Consider the following 13,726-nt stretch of genomic DNA (forward strand, 5'->3'; position numbering starts at 1 on the left):
GTCGATCATCCCTGCCACGATCCCTAGATGGTCTAGATTCGATACTTTCATCTCTGTATTAATATTTMCCTCCTCTTTTTTGATTTTCGATGATTTTGATTTTCGGTAATTATTTTACCCTTCCATTACGAGCGGAATGTAGGTTGTAATGCTTGGTGTTCTGAAATGCCTGATAACGCACTCAAAGGCTTTAATTCAAGCCTAAAAAAGCAGCTTATAGAGATAGCTTATCGAGGTGAATTTAATCCCGTTCCCAATAGAAAAAATGTGTGGCAGAAATGTATTGAGTTAAATGGTAAGCCATTTACTATTCATGCTATTGAAACAAAGAACTAACATTTACTCCTTTTCCACTCAAGGATTAACGGTGCGGCGCGAATCCTTGAGTGGAAAAGGAGTGTGTATTTTCTGGCACAAATAAGTGAATTGCATTATTACTCTTTAACTAAGTAAAACATTGGCTTTTTAAACATTAAAAACATCTATGGCTGCTCTTTACAGTAATAGCGATTGCCTTTAGAAGATAGATTGTTGATGCGATCACCTAGAAATCATGACTCGTAGTAATAGCGATCGCCTTGAGGAGATAGATCGTTGATGCGATCGCATTTGACTTAAAGTAGAAACCTGCGGTATTTTGTCACCCAGTAGAGTAACTAAATCGCAATTGCGTTAAAACTATAAGTTAGGCAGAATTAGATTTAAGGAAAATGAGAAGTTTAACATTGTGACCGAAAATAAAGGCGAAAACAGAGTTGCCCTTGTAACTGGTTCGACTTCTGGTATTGGAATGGCGATCGCAAAGCGGCTTGCTGATGATGGCTTTATGGTTGCTTTTCATTCCAAGTCTTCAGTGACTGTTGGACAGGCATTAGCAGAAGCCTATCCTAGTGCATCTTACTTTCAGGCTGATTTTTCCGACCAAAAGCAATCTCGTCATTTGATTTCTGAGGTTCTATCGCATTATGGTCGGCTGGATGTATTGGTTAACAATGCAGGTGTTAGTGCAACGATTCCACATGCCTCTCTAAAGGAAGCCTCACCAGAGATTTGGCGAGACCTTTATGAAGTCAACGTTATCGCCCCTTGGACACTCATTACAGAGGCTGAAACTGCTTTACGTCAGTCATCAAGTCGTGAATGTCCTAGCTGTATTCTCAATATCAGCTCTCATGCTGGAATCCGTCCTAAAGGAGCTTCAATCCCATACTCTGCTAGTAAAGCCGCTTTGAATCACATGACAAAGCTCCTTGCAGTGAGTCTGTCACCATTGATTCGTGTGAATGCGATCGCTCCTGGTTTGGTTGACACCCCCATGAGCAAAGATTGGACAACTGCACGAAAGCTCTGGGAAGAACGATCTCCGATGGGACGAGGAGCACAACCCGAAGAGATAGCACAGATAGCTTCAATGATCGTTGCAAGTCACTATCTCACGGGAGAAATTATAATTTCAGACGGAGGGCTAAACCTTACATAGTATAGGCACGTTAAAAAATATCTGACGTGAGGTATTGTTATCCTAGAAGATTCAAAGATTAACAGATAGATGATAAGTATCATAAAAGCGGATCTAAGTTTATCTGCTCATGTGGAAGCGATGATCCAATTAATGGATGAGTATGCACTTGACCCAATGGGTGGTGGTCAAGGTCTATCCAATCAAGTTAAATTAAATCTCCCAGCAGAGTTAGCAAAGCGAAAATCGGCTCATGTTATTCTTGCGTTTGTTGATTCTCAACCCGCAGGTCTTGTTATTTGCTTTGAAGGATTCTCTACGTTTGCTTGCAAGCCATTACTAAATATCCATGATGCCATTGTTGCTTTACCTTACCGTGGACAAGGTTTGTCAAAACTTTTGTTACAGAAAGCAGAGGATATTGCAATCGATTTGGGCTGCTGTAAACTTACTCTAGAAGTGCTTGAAGGAAATCATGTTGCTCAAGCAGCGTACAAGTCTTTTGGATTCAGTGGCTATGAGTTAGATCCAAAAATGGGAAAAGCATTATTCTGGGAAAAGAAATTATGAGAAGTATCCAATAGAGGAAGAAGTCTAAGCATAATCGCCAATATCGTTGAGTTCTCAAAAGTTATTGGCGATTCCTTTCAGAATACGTCCCGCCGCAAAGAACAACATTTGTTGAGAGATCGCCTAATAATCATGACTCATATTAATAGCGATCGCCCACAGCAAACCCTTTATCAGATAGATAATTTAGGTGATCGCCTAAAAATAAAAACTCATAGTAACAGCGATCGCCTTTTGGAGATGTCTTGTTGATGAGATCGCATTTAACAAATTATGATCTACGATAGTTTGTCGTTAGACTAAATCACAGTTATCTTACGAACCCCATTGATACGGATTGGTCGTCAGGTATTACAATAATTAAAGATTCACATTCTGTCGTTCAGAGTCAAGTTGCTACTAGTTTCTCAGATATCATTTTGAATCTTTCTTTCAGTCGAGGCATATTTAGCTAATATTGAATTAAGCTACAGTTTAAGGATAAACATTAACTACTTATAAATATGAATAGTACAGTAGCTGTAAAAAATACATTAGATTCATTTTTTAAGGAAAAAGATTTTCCAGTTCTTGTTTTAAAAGGATCTTGGGGTATTGGAAAAACCTATTTTTGGGAAAGTTACATTAAGGACAAAATAGCAAAAAAAGAGATCCAGCAGACAGCGTATTCTTATGTATCTTTATTCGGGCTACATAACTTATCAGAATTAAAATCTAAAATTTTTCGTGTGGGTGAGTTACTGAAACCAGAGACAGAGGTTATAGAAGAACTTATAAATTTATATAAAAAAGAGAACGCAGTTTTAAGAATCTTATTTGATATAGGAACAGGCGGACAAAATTCCCTTCAATCCTCACCACAAATTGCCAAAATCACTAATTTTTTTCTTCCACTTTTAGCACCAATCCATAAAACCTCTAAATTTCTTTCTCAACCTTTAGTGCAATTCTTCCATATCTCTAAATCTTTACCTCAATCTAAGCCATTCTTGCCAATAATTAATTTGGTTGAGCATGGGTTGATTAGCAATTACTTAATTTGCTTAGATGACATTGAGCGTAAGGAAAATGATTTAAGTATAAGACAAATAATGGGTTTTATTGATGAGATAAGTAAAAGGAAAAATTGTAAGGTTATTATTATACTTAATGATAAAACATTGGGGCATCAGGATTTAGAAGAATTTGGTAAGTATCGAGAAAAAGTTATCGATCTAGAAATTGAATATAGACCTAGCATTAGAGATAATCTCCTCAAAGTATTTGATGCAGAACATTTATTTTTTGATGATTTTCTAAATATTTTTCAAATCCTCAATGTTTCTAATATTCGCATTCTTAAGAAATTTAAGTGGAGTGCAATCAAAATCCAAGAAATTATTGAGAATACTGAAAATAGTCTTCAGAAACAAGTTTTACTCCATCTTGCGGTGTTTTGTTGGGGGGCTTTTAATTCAGAAAGTAAGCTTTCTCTGCCATTCATTATTAAGAGAATAAAAGAAACAACATGGCTTTCAGTTTTATTATACAGTGAAGAATCTCAAGATTTGACTGAGGAAGAAAAAGAGTGGAGAAGTATAGCTAGCGTTCTAGGTCTATTTCCATCCAGTTATGATGATTATCTTGTTTCAATGCTTACAGATGGATATTTGAATGAAGAAGCTTTCAGAGTGGAAATAGATAAGGAGAATCAGAAAGAGCAATTAGATATTACTCAAAAAAACCTACGTAAAGCATGGAATATATATGCAGATTCATTTGACGATAACGTAGAACATTTAAAATTAGCAATTAGAGACATTTTAGATGCCGATCTAAGTAAAATAACCCTTTGGGATTTCTCTCAATCGATAGACTTACTTGAAGAATATGGTGATAATGTAAATGATTATATTGATAAGTATGTAAATCTAAACTCAGATAATTTAGCTAGTGCAGATCCAGAGGATTTTTTGGGTAATAGAAAGATAGGAAATACATTGTTAGCGAAAAAAATTCAAGAACTTCAGAATAAACCGAAGATTTCCAATATTGATGATATTTTAGATGGAATTGTTGAAAAGCAAGGATGGGAACGCAAAGAAGTTGAATTTCTAAGTTCTCTGACAGAAGACAATATTTATGAATGGATGATGTCAAAACCCAATGGAATTGTCTCAAAAATTAGAAAAGGCTTATTTCTATTTAGAGAAATAAGCTCAAATAATGAAGAAGAAAACCAAAAATATAAAACCATTGTGGATAATACAACTGCTGCTCTTGTACGTATAGCAAAGCAAAATAAACTTAATGAAAAAAGAGTAAAGTTTATTTATAAAGTTGAGATTCCAAACGATAGTTCACAGTAATAGCGATCGCCTTTAGAAGATTGATGGTTAATGCGATCGCCCAGAAATCACAACCCCCAGTACTAGCGATCGCACTCTTCATTACAAACCTACAACAACCCAAACTTAAGTATAGGATTTTATTAAACTTAGGGATAATTCAAGAAATAGCGATCGCCTCACAACAGAAAACTTAGCTATTTTGTAATATAAATTTAATTGAGATCCAATCATTCCCCTAAGATGTCCCATGCTCAAGCCTGTAATACTTACCGTTGATGATGACCCCGCAGTATTGCAAGCGGTGGCTAGAGACTTACGACAGCAGTATGGTGATCGCTTTCGGATTGTGCGTGCGGACTCTGGAGCATCAGCGCTTGATACCACCCAGCAACTCAAACTTCGTAACGAAGCGATCGCTCTATTCTTAGTGGATCAACGGATGCCACAAATGAGCGGTGTAGAATTTTTAGAACAGGCGAGTGACATCTTTCCCGAAGCAAAGCGAGTGCTGCTGACTGCCTATGCCGATACGAATGCCGCGATCGCCGCGATTAATACAGCGAGACTGGACTACTACCTATTAAAGCCTTGGGATCCTCCACAGGAAAAGCTTTATCCTGCCCTTGATGACTTACTCAACGATTGGCAAGCCAACTTTAAACCCGAATTTCAAGGCGTAAAAGTAATTAGCGATCGCTGGTCTCCGCAATCCCACAATATTCGCGATTTCCTTGCTCGTAACCAAATTCCTTATCGTTGGCTCGATATTGAAACTAATCCTGAAGCTCAGAAGTTTTTGGAATATGCTGGCGAGAAAGGTAATCCCTGTTTGCCTTTGGTGATTTTGCCCGATGGTACGAAATTAGTTAAGCCGAGCATTACTGATATTGCGGGAAAAGTCGGACTACAAACAGAAGCCGAAAAACCATTTTACGATCTCGCCATTATTGGTGGTGGTCCCGCAGGACTAGCCGCCGCAGTTTACGGAGCCTCTGAAGGGTTACGCACAGTGATGATTGAGAAGGAAGCTCCTGGAGGACAGGCAGGAACCAGCTCGCGCATCGAGAACTATCTAGGATTTCCTGTGGGCTTGAGCGGTAGCGACCTCGCTCGACGGGGAGTCACCCAAGCCAAGCGTTTTGGGGTAGAAATCCTAACTCCTTTAGAAGCAACAGGCATCCGCATTGAGAACAACTATCGCATCATTACATTATCGAATGGTTCAGAGATTAGTTGCCACGCATTAATTTTGGCGATGGGTGTAGCTTGGCGAAGGCTCAATGTCAAGGGAATTGATCAGTTTACTGGCTCAGGTGTCTACTATGGAGCGGCTCAAACTGAAGCATCCGCTTGTCAGAATGAGGAAGTTTATATAGTGGGTGGCGCTAACTCCGCAGGTCAGGCGGCGATGTATTTCTCGAAATATGCCAGCAAGGTTCGCATGTTAGTCCGTGGCGAATCCCTCACTAAGAGTATGTCTCAGTATTTGATCGACCAGATTGCGGGAACTCCTAATATCGAAGTTTTGCCCTATCACAGCGTAGTTGAGGTGAGAGGAGGAGACAAGCTAGAGGAGATTGTCGTCAATGACTCGCAAACAGGACAGGTCAAAACTTTTGCAACAAGTTCGCTATTTATTTTCATCGGCGCAACGCCCAGTACAGAATGGTTAGGAGATTTAGTCCAGAAAGATAATCGCGGTTTTGTAAAAACGGGTTTAGATATTGAGAAAACTACGCCTTGGCAATTGGAGCGCGATCGCTTCTTGTTAGAGACAAATATTGCTGGGATATTTGCGGTGGGAGATGTGCGTCACGGCTCAGTTAAGCGCGTTGCCTCAGGCGTAGGTGAAGGATCGATTTGCGTACAATTTGTGCATCAACATCTTGCCAATGTTTAACTCTGAAAGGAAAAGAATTGCTTCGCAATTCTTTTCCTTTGTTTATAGTCTAGGAGATTGCCATGCTCTGTGCTGATACTCTATTACAACTGGAACTCTTTCAGACCTTGCCCATTGAAAGACTTAAGTGGATCTGCGATCGCGTCCAGCTAATCCACCTCAAAGCGGGAGATATTCTCTGTCGAGAGGGCGATCGCCCTGATGGATTTTACATTCAGGTGAATGGAATCACGAATATCAGCCGCATGAGTCAAGGTGTGAATATGCCCATCGGTCGTCATGAGGGATTATCCTTCTTTGGCGAAATTCAAGTCCTCTCCGACGATAATGTGCCTGTGACCTTAGAGGCAGTCAACGAAGTGCAACTCTATCGACTCTCTAGTGAAGATTTTATTGATGTGCTACATTCCTGCCGAGAGTTTGAGAAGCTAATGTTTCGGATCGTTCAGAAGCGTTTGCGTGGTCTAGAATCTTTCATTCAAACCCGTGAAAAAATGGCGGCTCTTGGCACTCTCTCCGCAGGACTTGCCCATGAACTAAATAATCCTGCGGCGGCTCTAGTGCGCGCTTTAAAGGATTTACAACCAGCAATGCTAGAACTACAGCGGATGAACCTGATTTATGGTCAGCGTCAAGTTGATGAGGCGCATACAGCCGAATGGCTAAAAATTCGGGATTTAGGCTTTGAAGCGATCGCACATCCGTCAACTAATTCTTTAGAATTGAGTGATCGCGAAGATCGATTATTAGAATGGCTAGAGGACTATGGTGTACAGGAGGCTTGGAAATTAGTAGAACCTTTGGCTTTAGGTGGTGTGGAACCAGAGATATTATCCTCAATAATGGAACGTTGGCGGAATGATTCTACAGAATTAAGAGATATGGGGCTGCGGTGGTTAGCTCTATCCTTTGATGTGATGGCAATGATTGGTAATGGTTTGAATGGCGCTGAGAGAATCTCGACATTAGTACAGTCGATGAAGTCTTATTCCTATATGGATCGGGGCGCATTGCAAAAAATTGACATTCATGAAGGGATTGAAGACACGCTACGATTATTTTCGTTTAAAATTAAGCATGGCATTACAATTAAACGTGATTATGATCAGAGTTTGCCGCAGATTTTGGCTTTTGGAAGTGAGCTAAATCAGGTATGGACGAATTTAATTGATAATGCAATTTACGAACTAGAAAACACAGGCTCCTTTGACGGATCACCTGCGACGATTACAATTCGTACTTGTCACCGAGACAAATGTTTAGTAGTAGAAATTATCGACAATGGACATGGCATCGCTCTAGAGGTAAAAAACCGTATCCTTGAGCCTTTCTTTACTACTAAGCCAATGGGAAAAGGTTCAGGGTTAGGGCTAGATGTAGTCAGACGTATTATCGAAAATCGACATCAAGGAAGCTTAGCGATCGAGTCTGTCGCTGGTAAAACTTGCTTCATAGTATTTCTACCAATCCAAGCTGCCTAAACTAAGGCAGTGATGATATGCCTCGCCATGTGCAGCATATCATCACTGCTTTAGGGATGTAATTCTGTCTCAACAACAAATTTAAGAAACGCATATGTTTCTGCTCCAGAAAGTCGAATCGTTTCACCTGAGTAGTCAATAATGTACTCACCTAAAACTTCTCCGCATACCGTACAGGTGTATGTGCCAAGGCTAAGTATATCGACACTCATCTGACGAATTTGTTCTTCTAGCCATTGATTTCGCTTTTCTAGGATAGATTTAAAATAAACTGAACTCACTTTTTATCTCCAAATTAATAGGCGAATAGGATAATAGTACAACTCAATAATTGATAAGAACCATTTGTACAAATATATCTCTACTTAATATAGCGCTCCTAAATGGTTTGTAGAAGCGCAACCAGAATGGTTGCGCTTCTACAAACCCAAAAAACTACAATGATTTAGAACTACTAAATATTAAGGCTTCATGACACAAAAGAGTAAACTAAGAAGTCATTAAATCATTCTTTCTCTCTAAGTAAGTTATTGGAATTAAATGTATGTAGGATGGGTTAGCGATCGCGTAACCCTTCATTTTTTACCTAGTTGATGCGTTACATTGCACTAACACACTCTACATTTGATTAAATCTTCTTAATAAGCACAAAGTTTTATATTTCTTTTGACTGGACAACTTTTGAGGCTTGAGGGATTATCGGAAATACTAAGTATATCCAACTTAGTCAAACTATTTAAAGGTTTAAAATCTCTAACTTGATTTGATTCAATTTGCAGTGAAGTCAAGTTAACTAAACTAGCAATGGGTTTAATATCGCTAATTTTATTTGCACCTATTTGAAGCATAGTTAACTTAGTTAAACGGCTAAGTGGCTTAATATCGCTGATTTCATTGAAAGTAAGAATGAGTGTAGTTAGATTTGTCAAATTAGCAAGGGGTTTGAGATCGCTGATTTTATTGTAAGTGAGGTTTAGTGTAGTCAAGTTTGTTAAACTTGCAAGAGGTCTAAGGTCACTAATCTTTAGAGGATCAGCGCGAAAGGCGGCGTTCAATAATCCCTCACTATAATCAAGTTCAACCACCAGATCGAGATTAGCAAGACTTCTGAGCTTAGAATTTGCTAACTTACAGTCTTTTGTACCCGATACTTTTAGCATTAACTCGACAGTCTTTCTAGTTTCTAATGAGAGAGAATCTTTATTTAGACACCATTGCTCAAAACTTTTATAGTCAGTATTTTTAGTACTGATAGGTTTGTTATCAATGTTTTTGTTGTCCAAGCTTTGACGATCAATATTTTTATCGCTGGCTGGAACTGCTGATATTTGGGAGGCTTGACAAGACACTAAAACTACAGCGATAAAAATAACAATAGAGCCTGAAAAGTATTTCATTGAGGTTCAAATTTTTTAGAGTTTCAAGTAATTCATATTGTCTCAAACATGCCAATTCATTGTATTACGTCTTTTACCGTTTCGAGATTTCATTACAAAATCATAACATTCCTATACTTAAGTACAGGCTTATCTTGTTTATTTGGCTAAGAAAATCAAGCTTTTGTATTAGTGACTCACTATTTGTCATCCTGCTAGTGTTTACACGAGTGAAATCTATCTATTCATCACCTACAGATATTTCCTAAATTGTTCTTAAGAGTGTGTTTAAGATCCATGTCCAAAGCTAATATAACTGAGCCAAAAATAGTTCACAACGATATGAATAAATGGGATTGTCTGGCAAGTGAGGAAAAGTTATGCAAATAGAGAACTGCATTGCTCTGGTTACAGGAGCTAATGGAGGGCTAGGACAATACTATGTTGAGGCGTTGCGATCGCAAGGTGCTGCCAAGATTTATGCATGTGCGCGTAATCCTGATAGCCTAGCCAATCTAGTAGCAAAAGATCCTAGCAAAATCATCCCTATTACTCTTGAAATTACTGACGAGCAATCAGTTAAACAAGCAGTCTCCCTATGTCAGGATATAACATTACTGATTAATAATGCGGGAGTTGGGTTTAATCAAGGCTTAATTGCGGCTACTGACTTATCAAAAGCACGCATGGAAATAGAAGTCAATTATTTAGGAACTTTGATCGTATGTCGTGCTTTTGCTCCTGTACTAAAACAGAATCAAGGAGGAGCGATTATTAACATGGTGTCAATGGTAGCGCGAGTCAATCTTCCTTTTAATGGTAGTTACAGTGCTTCTAAGGCAGCGACTTTATCTTTAACTCAAGGAGTACGCGCAGAGTTAGCATCTCAAGGAACTCTAGTTATTGCGGTACTACCCGCAACTATCGATATCGGGATGGGAAAATCCTATCCCGAGCCGAAGGTTTCACCCGAAGAGGTTGTTAGAGAAGCTCTACAAGCTGTTGTCGATGGCGTTGAGGATGTTTATCCTGGTGAGCAAGCTAAGCAGATGGCAGCCCAATTGCTTAAAGATCCCAAATCTCTTGAAAAAATAGTGGCAATGATGTTGCCAACTTCCACTCCTTAAACATATATGTTCTTACATAGGGATTAATGAGGCGGAAAGTTCCAGATTTTTAGGATCTAAATCAACATTTCTATAATGACAGCGAGCGCATCTTATCCTAATTATCTAATTGTGAGAACAGTTGTAAGATAATCTCAAGTTGCTATTTATAGTGTTTTATAAGGAATTTAGAAGCTAATATTATGAGTTTTCATAAATATATAAAACGCATCTTTATACTAGGCAGCCAAGTATTTTTAGCAGTTCCATTAGCTGTAGCGATCGCTTTGTGTTCAACGATTACTAGTCAAGAGTCAGCCATTAGTGCAGAGAAGATCTCATTTTGGTACTCTCCATTTGGACAGTTTGTGATTCCAATTGCTGACATTGAAATATTTGCCAAAACTGGACGACTTACTAAACAACTTGCTTTTTATCTGGACAATCTTTCTCCTAGTCAACGGAATGAATTGAGGCAAGCTTTAAACACACGTTATGACATTAGCCATGTAACAGTTGCCCAGTTTACTTATTCTCCAATTGGGCTTGTAATTATGAAGCGCTTAGGTAGAATTTTACAAGGGGATGGATATCAAAATGGATTATTAGCCTTACGCGCTTCGATGATTCTTTCGGCGGTTAGTCCTGAAGGCTTAACTCCAATTAATGTTTTACGGCGCTTCCCTTTATCCACAATTGAACTAGATTTACCTTTAGGGTTAGAGGCTTACAAAGAAATATCACAACTTTGGTATCGCAAGGAATTAGCGATCGCCGCTTTGCAAAGACAATCAGATAATGAAATAGCGACGAGTAAGATTGCTTCGCCATCAAATGAAATCACTAACAAAGGTCAGTTCTCTTGGCAGTTACAAGAGTTCACTTTTCAGAATCCAGAGCGAGGTGCGGCAATCAAAGCTACATTGTATGTACCTCAAAAGATATTGAAACCTGCGCCTGTAATTGTTATTTCCCATGGATTAGCCTCAAACCGAAATACATTTACTTATTTGTCGCAACATCTAGCATCCTATGGATATGCAGTGGCTGTATTGGAACATCCAGGAACAGGTAGTCAAGATTTTAGTGCTTTTCTGAGAGGCTTTGGCAAAACTCCTAATCTTCGAGATATGTATTTAAGACCTCTCGATGTGAAATATTTACTGGATGATCTTGAACGTCAGGCAAAAACTTCAACTAGTATCAAAGACCAACTAGATCTTCAAAATGTTGGTCTGATCGGTCATTCCTTGGGTGGTTACACGGTTTTGACGTTGGGTGGTGCAAGACTAAATTTTGATAGTATTAGATCTAACTGTACTGTGCCAGAACCAAATGTAACTTCTTTTAATCTTTCTAAGTTAATTCAATGTCGTGCAATTAATTTAGAACCAAAAGAATATGATTTGAAAGATCGTCGATTTAAAGCAATTCTTACTTTAAATCCTATCGGTGGAAGTACGATGTTTCAACGAGAAGGGATTCGCACTCTGGATGTTCCTGTGATGATTTTTGCTAGTGGTGATGATGTGATTGCTCCAGCAGTTCCTGAGCAGCTTTTTCCATTTACTTGGATCAATACTCCTGATAAATATTTGGTAGTTGCTCCTAAAGGAACGCATTTCTCATTTTTAGATGAGAATGAAAGTGATGTGTTTAATATTCCTAAATCCCTAATTGGAGTTGATCCTAGTTTTGCTCATCCCTATGTCAAGTCTTTAAGTGTGGCATTTTTTAAAACCTATCTTTCTAGTGAACCCGAATTCCGTCCTTATTTGACTGCGGCTTATGTGAAGACTATAAGTCAAGAAACTCTACCACTAAATCTTGTTACTTCTTTTTCAGAGGTGCAGTTAAGTCAGGCTTTAAGTGCTAATCCATAGAAATTATAAAACTTGATTGAGACTTCGACTTCGCTCAGTCACTGTACGATGCTGGCTGAGCGAAGTCGAAGCATATGTTTAACTTTCTTCTTGAGATCTAACTAGAAAAAATCCCCTTTAACCTTGATTTTACCCAGTCAGCAAATCTATTGTTCTGTTCTGTCATGCCCAATAAACCAAGGTCTTGCAATTGCTGGCGGATATCTTGATAGATTTTCTTTTCCTTGGTTAGTTCCTGAGTGAAAGTTTCCGCTAAATCGGGATGCAACCGCAGCAAGCGATCAAAGCTATGCTTATTGATCACAAATACGCTAGTATCCTCTAGCGCGATCGCCGTACTCGTATAAGGTAAATTCAGCATAATTGCCACTTCGCCAAGGATATCTCCTGATTTGTAAATTTTGACATGGTGATCGAGCCTAGTTACCACAGTTTCAATCGATCCTGATAGCACCAAGTAGAAGTGAGTACCCATATCATTCTCGTTAAATACTACTTCTGACTCTGCAAAAAACTTACGATAGCCAGTCTCGATAAGTTCACGGAGATGGATATCTGAACAGACATTAAAATGGGGTAATTGTCGAAGAGAATCTCGAATTGAAATAGATTGACGCAAACTTTTAGCAAGAGATTGCTGTGGATTTAAATTAACGGAATTATTTGAAGACAGCCCATTGCTTGAGAGTTGAGAGTCTGACAATTGCGGTATTATCTGCTTGAGTTCATCAATATTTCTTAGCCATAGATCTCTTTGTGGTAAAGGTATTTTGATTCCCGCTTGCCGCAGATTATGTTCAACAATGAAATTTAGAGAACTTCTCACTAACACTCCTTCGTCAATTTGGGCGATCCATACCCACAAGTCGAACTCTAAGGCACTTTCACCAAAACCTTTGAATATCACCCTTGGTGGTGGTTCATGGAGCACTGTTGATTCCATGTAAGCCGAATTTAATAAAGTTTCGGTGACTAAAATAGGATCGCTATTGTAGGCAACTTTCACAGGTAAATGGAGCTTGCCCATGAGACTTTTATAGCTCCAGTTGAGAACACGATTGCTAGTTAAGTTGCTGTTAGGAACCACGACATCGCCACCATCAAAAGTCTTTATGACTGTGGAACGCAATGCAATTTCTTTAATATGTCCTGAGAGATTATCAAATTCAACATAGTCTCCTACTTGTAACTTACCCTCTATCAGCAGTGTCAATCCGCTAATCAAGTTTTTAGTGATTTCCTGAAATCCAAACCCAACCCCGATCCCTAACCCGCCTAAAGTCACAACTAAAGGTGCAATATTCAGCCCATTTACTTGTAGAACGATCACAAAACCTAATGCACCAATCCCATAGGTCACAAGCGTAGCGATCGCCTCTCTTTGTCCTTGGCTTGCACCTAATCTCGGCAACAAGCGGTTTTTGAGTAAGCGTTTGCAAATTATTGAGAGCAGCATTACTGTCAGGAATGACAGCAATAGCTTAAACAACCAAAATATAGATATTGATTCATCCCCAATCTTGAAGATCGGAGCTTGAAGAAATTGACCTGTAAGCATGAAAAACTGCTGGAGATGGGAATTCATTTTGTTGTTATCAGCACTCAATTAGCTAAGCATAAT

Annotated in this window: 12 protein-coding genes; 9 read left to right on the plus strand and 3 right to left on the minus strand. The window is 38.8% G+C overall.

What is annotated here, in order from left to right:
• Positions 1-165: 165 nt before the first annotated feature.
• From B9G53_RS27720 to B9G53_RS24775, 7 genes are all read left to right on the plus strand, one after another.
• The gene (locus B9G53_RS27720) at positions 166-336 is read left to right on the plus strand and encodes a hypothetical protein (protein ID WP_176453347.1); all 171 of its coding nucleotides are present in this window, start codon (positions 166-168) and stop codon (positions 334-336) included.
• A 391-nt stretch (positions 337-727) separates the two neighbouring features.
• Entirely contained in the window at positions 728-1,480 is a 753-nt protein-coding gene (locus B9G53_RS24755; RefSeq protein ID WP_094536095.1) for an SDR family NAD(P)-dependent oxidoreductase, read from the plus strand.
• A 69-nt stretch (positions 1,481-1,549) separates the two neighbouring features.
• Entirely contained in the window at positions 1,550-2,029 is a 480-nt protein-coding gene (locus tag B9G53_RS24760) for a GNAT family N-acetyltransferase (protein WP_094536096.1), read from the plus strand.
• A 503-nt stretch (positions 2,030-2,532) separates the two neighbouring features.
• Positions 2,533-4,377, plus strand: coding sequence for a P-loop NTPase fold protein (locus B9G53_RS24765; protein ID WP_094536097.1), 1,845 nt, complete (start codon positions 2,533-2,535; stop codon positions 4,375-4,377).
• 23 nt (positions 4,378-4,400) lie between these two features.
• The gene (locus tag B9G53_RS27725; protein WP_176453348.1) at positions 4,401-4,553 is read left to right on the plus strand and encodes a hypothetical protein; all 153 of its coding nucleotides are present in this window, start codon (positions 4,401-4,403) and stop codon (positions 4,551-4,553) included.
• Between the two features lie 53 nt (positions 4,554-4,606).
• Entirely contained in the window at positions 4,607-6,259 is a 1,653-nt protein-coding gene (locus B9G53_RS24770) for an FAD-dependent oxidoreductase (protein WP_094536098.1), read from the plus strand.
• Between the two features lie 62 nt (positions 6,260-6,321).
• A complete protein-coding gene (locus tag B9G53_RS24775; protein WP_094536099.1) occupies positions 6,322-7,740 on the plus strand; it encodes an ATP-binding protein in 1,419 nt (472 codons plus the stop codon).
• A gap of 50 nt (positions 7,741-7,790) precedes the next feature.
• Here the strand turns inward: B9G53_RS24775 and B9G53_RS24780 are convergent, their stop codons facing one another.
• Positions 7,791-8,021, minus strand: a complete 231-nt coding sequence (locus B9G53_RS24780; protein WP_094536100.1) for a hypothetical protein — start codon at positions 8,019-8,021, stop codon at positions 7,791-7,793.
• A gap of 357 nt (positions 8,022-8,378) precedes the next feature.
• Positions 8,379-9,137, minus strand: coding sequence for a leucine-rich repeat domain-containing protein (locus B9G53_RS24785; protein WP_094536101.1), 759 nt, complete (start codon positions 9,135-9,137; stop codon positions 8,379-8,381).
• A 359-nt stretch (positions 9,138-9,496) separates the two neighbouring features.
• On the opposite strand from B9G53_RS24785, the gene B9G53_RS24790 reads away from it, so the two are divergent.
• Positions 9,497-10,243, plus strand: coding sequence for an SDR family oxidoreductase (locus tag B9G53_RS24790; protein ID WP_094536102.1), 747 nt, complete (start codon positions 9,497-9,499; stop codon positions 10,241-10,243).
• Between the two features lie 182 nt (positions 10,244-10,425).
• On the plus strand, positions 10,426-12,105 hold the full coding sequence (locus tag B9G53_RS24795) for an alpha/beta hydrolase (protein WP_094536103.1): 1,680 nt from the start codon (positions 10,426-10,428) through the stop codon (positions 12,103-12,105).
• A gap of 97 nt (positions 12,106-12,202) precedes the next feature.
• Here B9G53_RS24795 and B9G53_RS24800 read toward each other — a convergent pair whose 3' ends face one another.
• Complete coding sequence (locus B9G53_RS24800) at positions 12,203-13,690, minus strand: mechanosensitive ion channel domain-containing protein (RefSeq protein WP_217901674.1); 1,488 nt, start codon at positions 13,688-13,690, stop codon at positions 12,203-12,205.
• Between the last annotated feature and the right edge of the window lie 36 nt (positions 13,691-13,726).

The sequence above is a fragment of the Pseudanabaena sp. SR411 genome (genome assembly GCF_002251945.1).
In the GTDB taxonomy this organism is placed as follows: Bacteria; Cyanobacteriota; Cyanobacteriia; order Pseudanabaenales; family Pseudanabaenaceae; genus Pseudanabaena.

Coding starts and splice junctions, on each gene's coding strand:
- B9G53_RS24800 (WP_217901674.1), bottom strand. CDS start 13,690: ATGAATTCCCATCTCCAGCAGTTTTTCATGCTTACAGGTCAATTTCTT.
- B9G53_RS24760 (WP_094536096.1), top strand. CDS start 1,550: ATGATAAGTATCATAAAAGCGGATCTAAGTTTATCTGCTCATGTGGAA.
- B9G53_RS27720 (WP_176453347.1), top strand. CDS start 166: ATGCCTGATAACGCACTCAAAGGCTTTAATTCAAGCCTAAAAAAGCAG.
- B9G53_RS24785 (WP_094536101.1), bottom strand. CDS start 9,137: ATGAAATACTTTTCAGGCTCTATTGTTATTTTTATCGCTGTAGTTTTA.
- B9G53_RS24765 (WP_094536097.1), top strand. CDS start 2,533: ATGAATAGTACAGTAGCTGTAAAAAATACATTAGATTCATTTTTTAAG.
- B9G53_RS24795 (WP_094536103.1), top strand. CDS start 10,426: ATGAGTTTTCATAAATATATAAAACGCATCTTTATACTAGGCAGCCAA.
- B9G53_RS24770 (WP_094536098.1), top strand. CDS start 4,607: ATGCTCAAGCCTGTAATACTTACCGTTGATGATGACCCCGCAGTATTG.
- B9G53_RS24790 (WP_094536102.1), top strand. CDS start 9,497: ATGCAAATAGAGAACTGCATTGCTCTGGTTACAGGAGCTAATGGAGGG.
- B9G53_RS27725 (WP_176453348.1), top strand. CDS start 4,401: ATGGTTAATGCGATCGCCCAGAAATCACAACCCCCAGTACTAGCGATC.
- B9G53_RS24775 (WP_094536099.1), top strand. CDS start 6,322: ATGCTCTGTGCTGATACTCTATTACAACTGGAACTCTTTCAGACCTTG.